Here is a 16,297-nt window from a genome sequence, read left to right as displayed (position 1 = left end):
CAACCGATTGAGCGATCCTGTCCTGGAACGCGAGGGCATTCTCGAAGTGACCGTCGAATTTTTGGGCCCAGACATTGTGACCACCGACAGCGTCGACAAGTTGGACGTTCACCCTCAGTTCGTCCCCGGATCTCTGGACACTGCCGCTGAGCATGTAACGGGCCCTTGGAGCCGACGCCCTGGATTCCTCGCCACTCTTCTCGAGCGGCGATAGCCCTGAGATGACGATGTAGCTGGCCACCTCCGAAAGCGCCGTGGTGATGTCATGAACGAGGCCCTTGGCGAAGAAATCGTCGCCTCGCTCTCCGGTCAGATTGACGAAGTCGGCGACGCTGATGGACGGACGCCCGGTGTGCTGAACGGCCGGAGCACCATTGACCGATTGCTGGCCTGATGAGACGTCGGCAGCAGAGAGAGACTGCCAAAGCGCCCGCGTCTCGGGGCTGACGTCGACACCAAACTCCTTTTTCAGGATGCTTCTGCAAGCCTCGAATGTTCGCGACGCCTTGTCACGTTGGCCGCACGCGACCAGCAGTTCCATCTTCAGCCGATAGGCTTCCTCCCGCGTCGGCTCCATGGCCAGAATTCGATCAGCCACGGCCAGTCCGCTTTCAGCGTCCACCAGCCGGGCAAGCTTTTCCATCGACTCCAGCGCGCGGCTCAAAAGTCTTTCGCGTTCCGATGCCGCCCATTCATCGAAAGCGTTGCTTCCCAGGTAAAAGCCATCGAGAAATGGCCCGGTGCAAAGCGCCAGAGCCGTCTCGAGTTCCGGTGCGGAACGGGCTGAGAGGCCGGATTCGAACTCCCCGACGTCGACGCGAACCGCATCCGGCCTGAGGCCGATCAACTCCTTGCGGGAATGAATGAGATCCACCCCCGCTCGTGACAAATCCCGGCGCAGGACACTGAGGGTTTGCCGCAGGCTGTTGCGTGAGTGCTCGCTATCGCTATCGCCCCATAGCAGGTCAGCAAGCCTTTCCCTTGTCGCCGACATACCCGGACAGCGGGCCAGATAGGCAATGATCGCGGGGCCTCGCTTCCCGGTCAGCCAGAGTGGGCCGACAGCCTCCTTTTCAATCCGGAAACCGCCGAAAAGCGAGATTCTACTTGCAGTGACGCCATCCGCATCTTGCATTTGCTTAACAGCTTCCCTCGTGACGAAATTCTAACTCAAAACTAACGCTTCGCAAACAGTAGAGCCGCGCCTCAAGCGCTCTCGTGACGGTCGGTCGATTAGACTTCGCTGAATTAGGGGTGACTGAGCCTGCGGCAGGCTTTGGCCCGAGGGGGCGGCGGATGTCAAAGCTTAGAGCCAATTTGCTGCTCCTGTTTGCCGCCGCCTTGTGGGGCTTCGGAAATGTCGCGCAAAAGACGGTGCTCGACCACCTCGATGCGCTGAGTGCCGTTGGTCTGCGCTGCCTGATCGGCGGGCTGCTTGTGCTGCCCTTTGTCCTGACTGAAAGGCGACTGCCGGTCGGGGCGGGCCATCTTGCCAGCCTGGCCAGAGTGGGGGCGCTGTTTGCCATCTCCATCATGCTTCAGCAGCTTTGCTATCTTGGCGCGACCGTCACGAATGCGAGCTTCCTTATCAGCACGGCAACGGTGATGACGCCGCTCGCCGCGTGGCTGCTCGTCGGCGAACGTCCGACAGCCAGTCTGACATTCGCCGCCGGGTTGACCGTAGTCGGTGCCCTGCTCTTGTCCGGCGGGATCGCGGGTTTCAGCTCTGGCGATCTCACTGCTATCCTGTCGGCTGGCTGCTATGCGCTCTGGACGGTCGAGCTTGGCCGACATATGCAGACCCACGGGCGGCCATTCACCGCCGCGGCGACACAATTCCTCGGCGCCGCCGCCTTCGCCCTGCCGCTCGGGGCAATGCACGGCAATTTGTCGATGGCCGATGCATTTGCAGCCGGCCCGGAACTGGCGGTCCTCGGTATATTCTCCACCGCATTTGCTTTCGGCATACAGATTGTCGCCCTGCGCTACACCTCGGCCAGCCATGCCGCCGTGATCGTCAGTGCCGAAAGCGTCTTCGGCGCGCTAGGCGCGGCGATCTTCCTCGGGGAGCAGACCTCGCCAGCAGGCGCATTGGGGGGCGCGATCATTCTCGGTGCGATCCTGTCGGTCGCAATGTCGAACCGAACGCCGCAGGCACGTGCGCCGCTGCAGACCGATCCGATTCAACCATTCGACGCTCCGGTGCCAGCCTTCGCCGCCGCCAATCCCGGTCAAGAGGAGGCACGCCATGCTCCTTACCGAGACCCTTCCTCGCTGCGCTCGTCTTGATTGCCGCGCATTGACCACCTCGAAAAACAGCCCGTTGTTGAAATGGAGAGTACCATGTTCGAACGTGTGTCCGAGGAAGCCGGTCCCTCATTCCTGAGACTGGCAACGATGCTTGCGGCGTCGATGTTTGGGGGGCTGCCGGCACATGCCGCCAATGTCGATGTGGCGATCGTGTTCGCCGTCGATTTCTCGTCCTCGATTGACCCGAAGATTGCCGACCTGCAGCGCGAGGGACATGCCGCGGCACTTACTTCGCCCGAGATCATTGCCGCCATCACCCGAAATTATCTTGGCTGCATCGGGGTGGCCTATTTTGAATGGTCGAGCCCCGGGCACACGCGCATTGTGCTGCCGTGGACAAGGATCTGCGGGCTCGAAGATGCCAAGGCAGCGGCGGCGGTGATCAGCAAGAAGGGCGATACCGGCCATGCCCGCAGAGGCCGAGGCGGAACATCGGTTTCCTCGGCCATCGACGTCGGAAGTCTCCTGCTCGATCAGTTTCCTGGAAACGCGATGAAGAAAGTGATCGACATCTCTTCCAATGGCGAGAACAACGACGGGCTTCCGGTTCAGCCGAGCAGGCTGAACGCCATCACCAAGGGATACACGATCAATGCAATCGCCATTCCAACGGAAGGCGAGAACCCGGAGCAGCCGTTGGCATCCTACTTTGCCCGATCGGTCATTGGCGGCTCCCAAGCCTTCGTCATATCGCCGACGGGGCCAAACGACTACATCAAGGCCCTTCGCCGGAAGCTGGTGACGGAAGTAAGCATGAACGCAGCCCCTGCCGCCACAAGTGGATGGGGACTCATCACACCCGTGGTTCCGCATATGCAAGACTAAGCCTACTCCCTCATCGGCCCAGCAGCCGGATTTGATCCGCTGCATTGCCTTCTGAGGCCGCTCGCTCAATAGTCCTGCCGATGTTGCAGACCATAGTGAGTCACTGGCCTCAGCTTATCTTGATCATTTCGGTGGCGATGGCGGCCGTCGGCATCGCTCATGCCATCATGACAAAGGAAGATGTGCGCGCGGCCACCGGCTGGGTGGGTGTAATGCTGCTTTCGCCATTCCTTGGCGCAATCATCTACACCGTTGCCGGCATAAACCGGATCCGTCGTGCAACGATCAGCGCGCAGCGGCCGACCGCCGGTGAGACGGCAACTGCAGAGCGCGAGCGCGACATCGCCAGCGAAGAGCTGATCTTCGAGCGCTACGGCCAGCGTTTCGCCGGACTGAAGACATTGGGCGACAGGGTGGCGCGACGCGCCCTGACGTCGGGAAACACAATCACGATCTTGAAGACCGGTGACGAAGCCTATGCCGTGATGTGCCGGGCGATCGACGATGCGCAACGCAGCATCCTTCTCGAGACCTACATCTTCGACAATGACGATGTCGGGCGGCTTTTCGTCGACTCGCTGGCCGGAGCGGTCCGCAGGGGCGTCAGCGTTCGCGTGCTGATCGATGCCGTTGGCGTGCGCTACTCGGTCCCCAGCATCCTGAAGCTGCTGCAAGAGGCAAATGTCACTGTCGATCTCTTCAACGGCAACATCGTCATGGGCCTGCGACTTCCCTATGCAAATCTCAGGACGCACAGGAAAATCCTGGTTGTCGACGGCATGGTGGCATTCACGGGAGGCATGAACATCCGAAAGGGATTCTCAGCCGAATTCGCGGGTTCCACCAGCGCTGGGGATACGCATTTCCAGGTCACCGGACCGGTCGTGGCCGACCTCTTTTCGGTTGCCGCCGAGGATTGGCGTTTTGCCGGCAACGAGGCGCTGAGGGGCGATGCCTGGCAGGTGGACAAGCCCTTGCCGCCTCCCGATCAGCCGATGCTGGTGCGGGCGGTGGCGTCGGGGCCGGATGCCAGTATCGAGACGAACCACAAATTGCTGATGGGGGCATTTTCCGTCGCCCGCAAATCGATCCGCATCATGTCGCCCTATTTCCTGCCGGATCGCGAACTGATCAGCGCGCTGACCACGGCGGCCAGGCGCGGCGTCGAGATCGACATCGTCGTGCCGGCGGTGAACAACCTCTTCCTCGTCGACCGCGCCATGACGGCGCAGTTCGACCAGGTGCTGAAGCACTATTGCCGCGTGTGGCGCCACGCGGGGGCGTTCGATCATTCGAAGTTGCTGTCGGTCGATGGGGTGTGGGCCTATATAGGTTCCTCCAACCTCGACGCCCGGTCGCTCAGGCTGAACTTCGAGATCGACATGGAGGTTCTGGATGCAGGCTTTGCCGCCGAGATCGAAGCGCGCATCGGATCGGCAATTCAATCCGCGACACAAGTGACGCTCGACGCCTTGAAGGCCCGGCCATTCATCGTTCGCCTGTTCGACCGGGTGCTGTGGTTGGGATCGCCTTATCTCTAGCCGGACCTATATCTGGGGAAGACGAGCAGCAGACACGATGAAGAGAACCGGCCGCAGCCTTCCCGAGAACATGCTCCTGTCCATTCGCCGCCGAAAATCCCGGACGACGAGGACCGAGCCGCGCGAGCCTGTGGACGGCGCCAGTGCGCTGGTCGCGTCCTACAACGTCCACAAATGCGTTGGCGTCGACAGAAAATTCGACCCCGAACGAATTGTCCGCGTCATCCGGGAAATTTGCCCGGACGTCATGGCGCTGCAGGAGGCCGATAACCGTTTCGGCGATCGCGCCGGGCTTCTCGATCTTGGGCGACTCGAAATGGAGACCGGCCTGGTGCCCGTGCCGGTGTCCGGAAACGGCAAGGGGCACGGCTGGCACGGCAACGTCCTTTTGTTCAAGCGCGGCACTGTTCGCGATGTCCACCAGATCAAGCTGCCGGGGCTCGAGCCGCGCGGAGCACTGGTTGCCGAAATCGACATGGACGAGAACCGGACGCTGCGTGTCATCGCCGCGCATCTCGGCTTGCTGCGCCGCTCACGCTCCGAACAGGCGCGCGTCGTGCTCGATATCATGAACAGCCCGGACGAAAAGCCGACGCTGCTGCTCGGCGACCTCAACGAATGGCGGCTCGGCAACCGGTCCGCGCTGAACACGCTGCATACGACTTTCGGTCCTTCGCCGCCGGCGGTTCCCACCTTTCCGTCGAGCCTGCCGCTGCTCGCGCTCGACCGGATCATGGCCAACCGGCACGGGATGATCTCGTCAGTGGAAGCCCATGACACGCCGCTTTCGCGGGTCGCCTCCGATCATCTGCCGCTTACGGCTTTCGTGCATCTGTAACGCCGGCGCCTCACCCGTCCCGCAGCCAGACAAGCATCTCGCCGGGTTCGCGGTTGTCCCAGGCGAAATAGGGAACCGCCGTAAGCTTGGTCTCCTCCACGGCCGGCGGATCGGTGCGGTAGAGGCCGCTGTTCCAGTTCTCCACCGCCTCTTTCGTGCCAACGGCCGAGAGCGTGACGACACCGCCGAGAAGGTTCGGCTCGGCATGTGCCTCGATCCCTGCGGTGCGCGGCAAGGTGATGCGGTGCAGTTGGCCGGCATTGTCGGTCGCCTCGATGCAGTAGATCAGCGGACCGCGCGCAAGTGCGACGCGGCCGATATCCTGCCGTACTTCGGGGTTGGCGAAGAGCCGGGCGATCGACATGTCGAGCTCAAGCTCGATCCGATCGCCCCGATGCCATTCGCGGTGGATCGCGGCATAGCCGTCGCTGGTCACGCTCTCAAGATCGACCGAGGCGCCGTTGACCTTGAGCGCCGGCTTGCGGCACCAGGACGGCACCCGCAGGTGCAAGGTGAACTCGACCGGCGCCTGCTGTTCGACGCGGATCGAGATGGCGCCATCCCAGGGATAGTTGCTGGTCTGGACGAGCTCGACCTGCAGTCCCTTGATCTCGAAGCGGGCGGTCGAGTCGCCGTAGAGATGGACGGCTAATGCGTCGTCCGACAGGCCGTAGAAATAGCTGCCGATGGACGCGACCATGCGGCCGATATTGGGCGGGCAGCACGGGCAGCGATGCCATTTCCAGCGGTTGTGCCTGCCGCGGCTTTCCAGCGGGTTCTCGTAGAAGAACAGCGAGCCGTCGAGCGACAGGCCGGAAATCGAACCGTTGTAGAGCGCCCGCTCCATCATGTCGGCAAAGCGCGCGTTCGGTCCCATGCCGAGCATGCGGCTCGCCCAGAACACCAGGCCGACCGAGGCACAGGTTTCGGCATAGGCCGTTTCGTTGGGCAGGTCGTAGTCGGCGGTAAAACCCTCATTGTGCGCCGACGGCCCGATGCCGCCGGTGATGTAGAGGTTCTTGGTGGTCAAATCGTCCCACAGGCGGTCGAGCGCCACCCTGAGCGTGTCGTCGCCATATTCGGTGGCGATATCGGCCATGCCGGAAAACAGGTACATCGCCCGCACCGCATGGCCGACGACCTTGTCCTGCTCGCGCACCGGCCTGTGCGACTGGTTGTATTCGTAGGTCTTGAAATGATAGGCCTTCGGGTCGGCGCCGCGGGAGCGAGCTTCCTCGTCGAAATAGTGGGGTTGCTGGCCACGCTGGTCGATGAAGTATTTTGCCAGGTCCATGTACTTCCGCTCGCCGGTGACGCGCGAAAGCTTGACAAGCGCCAGCTCGATCTCCTCATGGCCGCAATAGCCCTTCTTCTTGCCGGGCTCGGGACCGAAGGTGTCGGCGATGTGGTCGACATAGCGGCACATGATGTCGAGCAGCTTGCGTTTCCCCGTGGCCTGGTAATAGGCGACGGCGCCCTCGATCATGTGGCCGGCACAATAAAGTTCGTGGCAGTCGCGCAGATTGGTCCAGCGCAAGCCCGGCTGGATGCGCTGATACCAGCTCGACAGATAGCCGTCGGGCTGCTGCAGTTTGCCGTACATGTCGATGACAGCGTCGATCTTGGCCTCAAGCGCATCATTGCGGCGACGGTAGAGCGAATAGGCCGCGGTCTCGATCGTCTTGCCCCAGTCGGAGTCCCAGAACATCTGGGTGGTCACCGTCGAGCCGGTGAACTCGTTGCCGGTGAAGGAGACTTCGTCCGGCGACGGCGAGTGGAACGGGATGACGACGCCCGGCGACGGTCGGTCCGGATCGATCTGCTCCAGCATGCGCGCCGCGACGCAGCGTTCGTAGAGGATGTCGGCGGTGCGCGAGGCCACCGCATCGACGCGGTCGCCCCAGAAGCCGCGCACATCGACCTGCGGCACCGGCAGCGGGCGGAAGGCAAGCATCGGCTTGCCCGAGGTGACGGTCTTGCTGGCGGGTTGTTTGGCGGATTGCGTTGCGGTCATCAATTCAACTCCGTTCGAATGCGATTGGTCATTTCACGGCCCCTGCCATCAGGCCGCGGATGTAGAAGCGTTGCAGCAAGAGGAAGAGGATCAGGCACGGCACCATCATCACGGTGACGCCCGCCTGCACCGCGCCCCAGTCGATGGCGCCGAAGCGGCCGGACTGCAGTGCCGTCATCATGATCGGCAGCGTGAATTTCGACTGGTCGGTCATCAGCACCAGGGCCGCGAGGAATTCATTCCAGGCGCCGAGGAAGGCGAACAATGCGATGGTGACGATGCCCGGCCAGACCAGCGGCAGCATCACCCTGATCAGCATGGTGACGTTGTTGGCGCCGTCCATGCGCGCGGCCTCCTCGATCTCGCGCGGCACCGCGTCGAAGGCATTGCGCATCATGAAGATCGAGAACGGCAGCTGCAGCGTGACGTAGACGCAGACCAGCCCGGTCAGCGTGTTGTGCAGGCCGATCTTGGTCAGCACCAGGAAGATCGGCGTCAGGATCGACTGGAACGGGATCATGATCGTCGACAGGATGACGACGAAGAGCAGATCCTTGAACGGGAAGCGGAAGCGCGAGAAACCGTAGCCGGCAAGCACGCTGACGATGACGGAAAACACCACCGTCATCGTCGAGACGTAGATGCTGTTTTGCGCCGGCAGCCAGAGCCCGTCGCCGAAGGTGTTGAGCGTGCCGTAATTCTCGACCGAGAAGCCGGTGGTCGGCCAGGGCGGCAGCGGCGGCAGGCGCGCCTCCTGCGAAGGCTTGAAGGCCGACAGCACGGTCCAGACGATCGGCGCCAGGAACAGCACCGAGGCGATCATGCCGGTGGCGTGCTCGGCGATGCCGAGGCGCAAGCGGCTGCTGCGGCTCCTTGCCTGCGCCATCAGTCGACCCCCTCGGGTTTGCGCAGCAGCCAGAGCTGGACCATCGAGAGCGCGACCAGGATGGCGAGCAGGATCATCGAAAGGGCCGCGCCATAACCCAGCTTGAACGACACGAACGACTGGTTGAAGATCCAGTAGACGGCGGTCAGCGTCTGGTTGCGCGGGCCGCCGCGCAGGATGATGTAGAACTGGTCGAAGGCGAGGATCGAGCCGGCGACCGAGAGGATCAGCGCCAGCGCCAGCGTGCGGCGCATCAGCGGCAGGGTGATGGCCCGGAAGCGCGCGAACGGCCCTGCTCCGTCGATCATCGCCGCCTCCTGCAATTCCGACGGGATCGACTGCAGGCCGGTCATCAGGATGATCATGGTGAAGCCCGCCACCTTCCACACGACCATGGCGATGATCGACCAGAAGGCAGGCTGGAAGGTGGCCAGCAGATTCACTTTCTTCTCGGTCAGGCCGAGGTCGAAGGCGGCCGGGCTGAACAGGCCGGAATCGACATTGAGCAGCCACGACCAGAGCAGGCTCGCCGAAGCGAAGCCGATGACGGCCGGCATGAAGAAGGACGTGCGGTAGAAACCGGTGAGCCGCCTCGGACGCTCGATGAACAGCGCCAGCGGAAAGGCGACGGCGAAGATCGCGATCGTCACCACCAGCGTGTACCAGCCGGTGAAGCGCAGCGCATTCCAGAATCGGGTGTCGCGCAGGATCGCCCAGTAGTTGGCAAGGCCGATGAAGCTGTGCTCGCCCATAAGCGGCCAGTTGTGCAGCGACATCCACGCCGTCATGCCGAGCGGGATGATGAAGAATACCACGACCAGCGCCACCGCCGGCGCGACATAGAGCAGGCCGACCCACTGCCGACGCCCGGCGCCGACCAGTTTCCTGGGGCGGGCTGGGGCCGAGGTTGCTGCGATGGTGGTCATGCGTGCTCTTCCGTTGGATCCAGCGAGGCGGCCCTACCTCCCCCTAGCGGGGAGGTCGGACCGCAGGTCCGGGTGGGGGGACTGGCGCCGCCCCCACCCCGCTGCTTCGCAGCGACCCTCCCCACGAGGGGGAGGGCAAGGAGCGCTCCGGCCGCCCGGCCAGGGAGACGGGGCGGGCGGCCGGGTCACGACCTTGAACGGCAGGGCGTTGCGCCACCCTGCCGTCCTGCCAGTCCTTATTTCTGCGGCGCCTGGTCGATGATCGACTGCATGGTCTCCTGCGCGTTCGAAATCGCACCGTCGACATCGTCGCCGAAGAAGACCTCGTTGACCATCTGTGTCCACGGGCCGTTGGCGGAGTTGATCAGGTCGTTGAACACCACCGTATAGGGCGTGCGGCCCTTGGCCATGGCTTCGGCGGCGATCTGGTAGCGCGGATCGAGATCCTTGAGCGCCTCCTTGGCGATGTCGCCGCGGACCGGCAGGCTGCCGTATTTCGCCAAAATGGTCTGGCCTTCCAGCGAATAGGCGAAGTCCAGGAACTCCTTCACCACGGCGAGTTTCTTGGTGCCCTTGGTGACGACGAAATTGTCGCCGCCGGCGAAGGACGACCAGCCGCCATCCTTGCCCGGCAGGAAGGTGACGCCATAGTCGACATTGGGGTACTGCGTGTTCAAAGCGCCGATGGCGAAGGCGCCGGACGGCGTGATGCCGATATTGCCCGCGGCAAACGCGGCAAAGAAGTTGGAGCCGGTGTCGGTCTGCGCGCCGGCCGGCACCAGATCCTTCTTGACCATCGAGCGGTAGAGGTCGATGGCGCCGCGCAGCTGCGGGCTGTCAAGCGTCGCCTTGGAGCCGTCCCCGGAGAGGATGTCGCCACCCGAGGCCCAGATCAGCGGCGTGAAGGTGAAGATGTTGCAGCCGCCGCAATTGCCGGAGAAGTAGAAGCCCTTGATGTCGCCGCCGAGCGCGTTGACCTTTTCAGCGTCGGCTTCGATCTCGGCCCAGTTGGTCGGGCCTTTTTCAGGATCAAGCCCGGCCTGCTTGAACAGTTTCTTGTTCCAGATCAGCACCGAGGAATCGGCCGAGAACGGCAGGCCGTAGATGCGGCCCTTGTAGGTGCCGGTCTTGACGTGCGCCGGCGACAGGCTGGCAAAATAGGGCAGCGACTTCGCCCAGTCGGTGATGTCTTCCAACTGGCCGGCGGCGGAAAAAGCCGGCGTGTAGATCAGGTCGAGCGAGAGTGCGTCGGGCGCGGTGCCGCCGGCGGCTGCTGCGCCATATTTCGGGATGATCTCGGCATTGGGGATGATGTCGAGCTTGATCTGGTTCTCATGCGCCTTGTTGAAGGCATCGACGATGCGCGGCATGAAGTTCGAGCCGTCGGCGCGCACCCAGATGTTGGCGGTGTCGGCGGCGAAAGCAGGCAGAGCAAAGATGCTCGCGGCAAGAGCGAGCCCGGCTATCATGGTCTTCATGGTTTTCCTCCTCATAGGTTCTCCTCCCTGTTCGGCCGCGCCGCCCGTTTGAACGGACGAGCTTCGGCTTTTTTGCTTCATGCATGTCGTTCTCCCAAAACCGCTGCGCACTTTTGGGCGACATGCATTGATCTCAGCCGCCTGGCGGGCGGCCGCATGACTGACGCACCACCAGCCGGCACGGCAGTTTTCTTATGCCCGGCGCGGCCGGTTGGCCGCCGACGAGCGAAAGCAGAGCGAGCCCTGCCTCGCGGCCAAGGGCTGAAAGGTTCATGTCGACCGAGGTCAGCGGCGGCCGCGTCGCCTCGGCCACGATCTCCCAATTGTCGAAGCCGATGACGCCGACATCGTCGGGCACGCCTATGCCGCGCTCGCGCAACGCGTCGATGACGCCGCGCGCAATCTGGTCGTTGCCGCAAAAGACGGCGTCGGGCGCCCCTGCCCCGCCCGCCTTGCCGTCGAACAGTTTTGCCACCGCCTCATGCCCCCATGCTTCCGACCAGGCGCCGAGCAGCGGCTCGGCAACCGGCAGGCCGTGCTCGGCAAGCACCTCGCGATAGGCCCGGGCACGCTCATGCACCACGGCGAAGCTCGCCGGACCGGTGACATGGGCAATGCGCTTGCGCCCCAGCCGGCAAAAGTGCTCGACCGCCAGCCGCGCCCCGCCGGCATCGTCGGATTCGAAGCCGACGGCGTCGGGATCGGGCTGGGTGAAGGCATAGATCACCGGAATGCGCAGATTGGCGAGATCGACCGGCAGATGGCGGTCGATGCGCTTGCCGGTGGCGATGATGCCGTCGACGCGCTTGTCCAGCATCGCCTCGACATGCAGCTGGGCGAGCCGCATGTCATCCTCGACATTGCACAGGAACACCGAGACGCCGGCATCGACCAGCGCATCGGAAACGCCGGCCATCAGCGGCAGCGAGAAGCGGCCATAGGTATCGTTGGTGAGCAGCCCGACGGTGAAGGAGCGGCGGCGCAACAGGCTCTGCGCCAGGCTGTTCGGCCGAAAACCCAGCCGCTGCGCCGTCTCGCGAATACGCTCGCGCGTCTCCGCCGTCATCCGCCCCTGCCCGTTCAGCGCTTTTGAGGCCGTGGCAACGCTGACGCCGGCAGACGCGGCCACCTGACGCAAGGTGACCGGTGTCTTGGCGGGCGCTGGCGAGGCGTCGGAGGACATGATGCGCGGCGAATTCCCTTGGTTGGGAAAAGGTTTTCTCTTATCGCCAGAGGTGCTGATTGGTGAGGTCAGCGGATGCGGGGCGATTTGGGAAAAGGTTTTCTCAGAGAGAGATTAGGGGAAGGATTTGGGGATGGCAAGGGGGGTGACTTGGATATGGGCGCGTTTCGAGACGACCGCTTGCGCGGATACCGGGTGACCACCAGCGCGCGCGCCAGATCGCGCCGCTTCAGCGTCACCGTGAACAGGAATCGCAGCGCCGAGACCGCGCCGTTGATCGTCGCAGGGCCCACGCCGCTCTCATGCTGACGCAACTGGAAGCGCCGGATGTCCTCGGGCGTCGCGGTGTCGGGAGCACGGCCAAGGAACGCGGCGAAGCGCCGGACATGACGAACGTAGTCCTGCTGCGTATGCGGTCCCAGGCCCCGCATCAGCATGTCTTGCAGCATGCGCTGGCGAAGCGGTGTGATCGGAGCGTCGGTCGACAGGGGAGCCATGGCAAGTTCCTCTCGTTGAAGGGAACTCCATGGTCGGATCGCGGTCTCTACCCGCTCAAGGCCTATGAATACCGCGCCATCTCAGAATCAGGCGACCCTCCCGCGAAGCGGGTTCGTGCATGCGGCGCATTGCTGCCATTCGCAACGCGGACAATGAAGGTCACCCGTTGGGGGTCAGAAGCGGCCATCGCGGACAAAAAAGCACCGACCGCTCACCACGGCTTCCACTCGCCCCACGCGCTTCTCCTGTCGGTTGGAGTTGGCGCCGAGGCATCAGGTCGACGGAGATCGACGCTTGTGGCTGACACCGACTAAAAGGCAACAAAGCGCCGCTAGTTTTCACGGCGCGTGTCGCAAAACGCCGCTACCGTTCGTCCTCTGACCAAAGGAGAGCGCCATGCGAAAACTCGTCATCACCGAATTCATCAGCGTCGATGGCATCGCCGAGGTCGAGAAGCTGCCGGGCGTGACCTGGAACGATGAGATGCAAAGGTTCAAGGACGATGAGCTTGCCGACAGCGGCGCCATGCTTTTGGGGCGCGCGACCTATGAGATTTTTGCCGGCTCATGGCCGAGCGAAACCGGAGATTTTGCCGAGCGGTTCAACGCTGCCGAAACATGTCGCGTCGACCAGCCTGAAGGCGCTCGACTGGAGGCCAGCCGAGTTGCTCAAGGGTCCGCTGCCGGAAGCAGTGAGGACACTGAAGCAAGGCAGCGGCGGCAACATCTATGTGCATGGCAGCCTCAGCGTGGCGCAGGATTTGCTGCGCCACGGCCTGGTCGACCGCGTCAGGCTGCTCCTCTATCCCGGTGCCGCCGGCCAGGGCAAGCCGTTGTTCCCGCCCGGCGAGCCAGTGCCGCTCGAGCTGATTTCGGCCACGCCATTCAGTAACGGCGTGGTGGCGCTCGAGTATGCGCCGATGACGGCGAAGGCGTGATGCGCCGTGACAGCAGCCGCGCCAAGGAGCGGCCGGTGTTTCAACCCGTCCGGATTTCTGTTTGAATGCGGCATTGCGGCGTGGAGTAGCATTCCCATCTCAAACGATCCATTTGGCCCTTTGCGGCTTCGTTTCCTTGCCCGGTGCGCCGATCAGCTCGCTGAGCTGAAGGCCGCGCGTGAAGGCGGTCCTTCGTCCGGGCGAAGCGCCGACGATCCTCTGGTGAGGATCGCTCATTCCCTGGCGGGCGCCGGCGGAACTTTCGGATTTCCTGATATCAGCGCGCGCGCGTCCGAATTGGAGCGGCTGCGGATCGGGCAAGCGGATGCCGCCGAGACAGGACCTGCGCTCGATGCGCTGATCGCGGAGATCGAGCGGGCCCTGGACTGAGCTGGCAGTTCATTTCTTCGGGCCGGTCAGGCCGGTCCTGGTCATCTCGCCCCAGCTCTGGTCGGCGCGCAGATACTGCCACCAGCCCTTCACGCGCCAGAAATTGTTGAGCTGGCGGTAGCCGAAATTCTCGAACACCGCCACCGCCGTCAGCACGGCGAGATCCCGCGCGCGCGGAAAACGCTGCAGCTCGGCCTCTTCGAGGACCAGCGAGCACACGCTCACGCAAACGCCATAGGTGAAAACCAGCGACGTGAACGCCAGGAGATATTCGGTCGAAAGGATGCCGAGCAGCCAGAAGGCCGGGATCAGCACATAGCCCAGCACCTCCGATATCGGCCCGAGCACGTCGACAACCAGTATGTGGCCAAAGCCCAGGAAGCCGACACGACCATAGCGGGGGTTGAAGAGCATGGAGCGGTAGCGGAAGAAGCATTCGAGCGCGCCGCGCTGCCAGCGCGTGCGCTGCCTTGCCAGAACGCGGAGCGACTCCGGCGCTTCGGTCCAGCACACCGGCTCCGGAATGAACTGGATGCTGTATTTGCGTCCGATGTCCATCATGTGGCGATGCAGCTTGATCACGAGGTCGAGGTCTTCGCCCATCGAGCCTCGGGTGAAGCCGCCAACCGCCACCACTTCCGTGCGCCGGAACACGCCGAAGGCGCCGGAGACCAGCATCAGCGTGTTGATGCGGCTCCAGGCAAGCCGCGCCATGAGAAAGGCGCGCAGATACTCGACCACCTGCAGCAGCGGCAGCAGCCGGTGCGGCAGCCGCACCTCGCGCACCCTGCCGCCTTCGATCCTGGAGCCGTTGGCGATGCGGATCGTGCCGCCCACGGCGATGGTGCGCTCGGGATCGTCGATGAAGGGCTGCGCGGCGCGCATCAGCGCATCGGGTTCGAGGATGGAATCGCCGTCGATCACGCAGAAAAGCGGTGCGCGGCAGACATTGATACCGGCATTCTGGGCATCGGCCTTGCCGCCATTTTCCTTGTCGACCACGAACAGCCGTTCGGTCATCGGCGAGGAATAGAGGCCGCGGATCGGCTTGTGCGTCAGAGCCTCCTCATAGGGCCGGTGGAACTTCACCAGCTTGAAGCCTTCGATAAGGCGCTGCAGCGTCTGGTCCTTGGAGCCGTCGTTGATGACGATCACCTCGAAATTCGGATATTCGAGCGCCAGCATCGAGTGCACGCTCTCGACCACGTTCACTTCCTCATTGTAGGCGGGCACCAGCAGCGCGATCGGCGGCGCGACGTCGCCATAACGGTGCCACAGCAGGGCCGAACGCGCGACCGGCGGGCGCGTGGACAGTGCGTAGCCGGCGATGATGAGCTGCAGCAGGTAAACGGCCGTCTGCGCCAGTCCCGTCACGATGATGAACCAGGACAGGATGGAGGCAACCAGGACGATCTCTTGGCTCCAGTCGAACATCAGGCGGCCGGCCCCTCGGCAAGGATCAGCGAGGCCGTGCGCTGGCTGCGCGAGACCTCGCTGACGGCGATCTCGCGCAGCAGCTGTTCCCCCTTCTGGCCGAACGAGCGCAGCGCGTTGGCGGCGGCATAGCGCACGGTCCATGCCTCGTCGTCCATCAACTGCGCGAGCGGCGCGGCGAGTTCGGACAGGCCGAGGCGGCCGGCGGCGTCGGCGGCGTCGGCACGCACATCCCAGCCACTGTTTTCCATCGCCCTGACCAGAATGGCCGGTGCGTTGGCATGTCCGGTCAGGCCGAGCGCCCGCAATGCGGCGGCGGCAACCTCCGGCGACCGGTCGCTGGCCGCGCGGGCAAAGAACTCGCCGAACTGGAAGCCGCCGGCGCGGGCAAGCGCGTCGATCGCGGCCGCCCTTATGAAAGGCACCGCGTCCTGGCGCCCGGCATAATCCCTGAGCTCGTCGAACCGCTTTGGCGGAAAGCGCCTGAAAAGCTCGATCAGGCGCCGCGAGCGCTGCCCCGCCACGCCGATCTTGCGCAGCGTTATGACGAGCGGCGGCAAGGCGCCGACATCGCAGAGCGCGATGGCCACCGCGATCCTGACCTCGCGCGAGCGGTCGCGGTCGAGCGCCGAGAGCAGGCTTGCCACCGCGTTCTCCGAACGTAGCGCCGCCAGCATCTCGGCCGCGTGGATGCGTTCGGCGCCGTTGCCCTTTTCCAGCTGGGTGCCGACAAGCGCCGGCAGCCCACATTCATTGAAGGCTGCAACGAGTTCGTCGTGTTCCTCGCCGCGCAACAGGGAAATGAATTCGAAGCCGGCATCGATCGCCACCCTGGCCGGCACCGCAAGCAGCGCCGCCTTCAATGCCTCGCGATCCCGGTTTTCCGTGAAGGCGATCAGCGCCGTCAGAAGAGAGCGCCGCTGATCGGCGTCCGCCGTCCCCCGGCGCTCGTGCAGCACCCGGCGCACGATCAGCAAAAGCATGATCGCCAGGGAAAGGACACTGAGCAGGATGGACAGGTGCCAGATGTACAACAT

General features: G+C 63.7%; 15 protein-coding genes and 1 pseudogene. 7 read left to right on the top strand and 9 right to left on the bottom strand.

Annotated elements, in window-relative coordinates; all coding sequences use genetic code 11:
• On the bottom strand, window positions 1-1,135 hold a 1,135-nt coding region (locus D3227_RS25610; protein WP_281034951.1), incomplete at its 3' end, for a BTAD domain-containing putative transcriptional regulator.
• Between the two features lie 161 nt (window positions 1,136-1,296).
• Between D3227_RS25610 and D3227_RS25605 the strand changes: the two genes are divergently transcribed.
• The 4 genes from D3227_RS25605 (at window position 1,297) to D3227_RS25590 (ending at window position 5,514) form a co-directional block, all read left to right on the top strand.
• On the top strand, window positions 1,297-2,289 hold the full coding sequence (locus D3227_RS25605; RefSeq protein WP_120017043.1) for a DMT family transporter: 993 nt from the start codon (window positions 1,297-1,299) through the stop codon (window positions 2,287-2,289).
• 54 nt (window positions 2,290-2,343) lie between these two features.
• Entirely contained in the window at window positions 2,344-3,135 is a 792-nt protein-coding gene (locus D3227_RS25600) for a DUF1194 domain-containing protein (protein ID WP_120017064.1), read from the top strand.
• A gap of 80 nt (window positions 3,136-3,215) precedes the next feature.
• Complete coding sequence (locus tag D3227_RS25595) at window positions 3,216-4,676, top strand: phospholipase D-like domain-containing protein (protein WP_120017042.1); 1,461 nt, start codon at window positions 3,216-3,218, stop codon at window positions 4,674-4,676.
• A gap of 37 nt (window positions 4,677-4,713) precedes the next feature.
• On the top strand, window positions 4,714-5,514 hold the full coding sequence (locus D3227_RS25590) for an endonuclease/exonuclease/phosphatase family protein (protein WP_120017041.1): 801 nt from the start codon (window positions 4,714-4,716) through the stop codon (window positions 5,512-5,514).
• A gap of 10 nt (window positions 5,515-5,524) precedes the next feature.
• Here D3227_RS25590 and D3227_RS25585 read toward each other — a convergent pair whose 3' ends face one another.
• The 6 genes from D3227_RS25585 to D3227_RS25560 all read right to left on the bottom strand — a co-directional run bounded on the left by D3227_RS25585 (window position 5,525) and on the right by D3227_RS25560 (window position 12,498).
• Complete coding sequence (locus D3227_RS25585) at window positions 5,525-7,528, bottom strand: glycoside hydrolase family 127 protein (protein WP_120017040.1); 2,004 nt, start codon at window positions 7,526-7,528, stop codon at window positions 5,525-5,527.
• Window positions 7,529-7,556: 28 nt separating this feature from the next.
• Entirely contained in the window at window positions 7,557-8,414 is an 858-nt protein-coding gene (locus D3227_RS25580) for a carbohydrate ABC transporter permease (RefSeq protein WP_120017039.1), read from the bottom strand.
• Window positions 8,414-9,340, bottom strand: a complete 927-nt coding sequence (locus tag D3227_RS25575) for a carbohydrate ABC transporter permease (protein WP_120017038.1) — start codon at window positions 9,338-9,340, stop codon at window positions 8,414-8,416. Before D3227_RS25575 ends, D3227_RS25580 begins: the two co-directional genes overlap by 1 nt.
• A 236-nt stretch (window positions 9,341-9,576) precedes the next feature.
• Complete coding sequence (locus tag D3227_RS25570) at window positions 9,577-10,818, bottom strand: ABC transporter substrate-binding protein (RefSeq protein ID WP_120017037.1); 1,242 nt, start codon at window positions 10,816-10,818, stop codon at window positions 9,577-9,579.
• Window positions 10,819-10,951: 133 nt separating this feature from the next.
• Window positions 10,952-12,001, bottom strand: coding sequence for a LacI family DNA-binding transcriptional regulator (locus D3227_RS25565; RefSeq protein ID WP_120017036.1), 1,050 nt, complete (start codon window positions 11,999-12,001; stop codon window positions 10,952-10,954).
• A gap of 68 nt (window positions 12,002-12,069) precedes the next feature.
• A complete protein-coding gene (locus D3227_RS25560) occupies window positions 12,070-12,498 on the bottom strand; it encodes a site-specific integrase (RefSeq protein ID WP_245451875.1) in 429 nt (142 codons plus the stop codon).
• Window positions 12,499-12,895: 397 nt separating this feature from the next.
• On the opposite strand from D3227_RS25560, the pseudogene D3227_RS42905 reads away from it, so the two are divergent.
• The 3 genes and pseudogenes from D3227_RS42905 to D3227_RS25550 all read left to right on the top strand — a co-directional run.
• Window positions 12,896-13,048, top strand: a pseudogene (locus D3227_RS42905) (dihydrofolate reductase family protein); the annotation flags it as partial.
• A 40-nt stretch (window positions 13,049-13,088) separates the two neighbouring features.
• The gene (locus D3227_RS42900) at window positions 13,089-13,436 is read left to right on the top strand and encodes a dihydrofolate reductase family protein (protein ID WP_245451874.1); all 348 of its coding nucleotides are present in this window, start codon (window positions 13,089-13,091) and stop codon (window positions 13,434-13,436) included.
• A 6-nt stretch (window positions 13,437-13,442) separates the two neighbouring features.
• Window positions 13,443-13,826, top strand: coding sequence for an Hpt domain-containing protein (locus D3227_RS25550; RefSeq protein ID WP_245451873.1), 384 nt, complete (start codon window positions 13,443-13,445; stop codon window positions 13,824-13,826).
• Between the two features lie 9 nt (window positions 13,827-13,835).
• Here D3227_RS25550 and D3227_RS25545 read toward each other — a convergent pair whose 3' ends face one another.
• The gene (locus tag D3227_RS25545) at window positions 13,836-15,260 is read right to left on the bottom strand and encodes a glycosyltransferase family 2 protein (RefSeq protein ID WP_120017035.1); all 1,425 of its coding nucleotides are present in this window, start codon (window positions 15,258-15,260) and stop codon (window positions 13,836-13,838) included.
• Window positions 15,260-16,297 carry a HEAT repeat domain-containing protein gene (locus D3227_RS25540; RefSeq protein WP_120017034.1) on the bottom strand — a complete coding sequence of 346 codons (1,038 nt, stop codon included), beginning with the start codon at window positions 16,295-16,297 and terminating at the stop codon, window positions 15,260-15,262. The genes D3227_RS25545 and D3227_RS25540 overlap by 1 nt, the downstream gene beginning before the upstream one ends.

Origin of the sequence: Mesorhizobium waimense, from assembly GCF_003601975.1 — a bacterium.
In the GTDB taxonomy this organism is placed as follows: Bacteria; Pseudomonadota; Alphaproteobacteria; order Rhizobiales; family Rhizobiaceae; genus Mesorhizobium; species Mesorhizobium waimense.
Note: the sequence above shows the minus strand (reverse complement) of the source record. Positions and strands in the feature narration are given on the sequence as shown.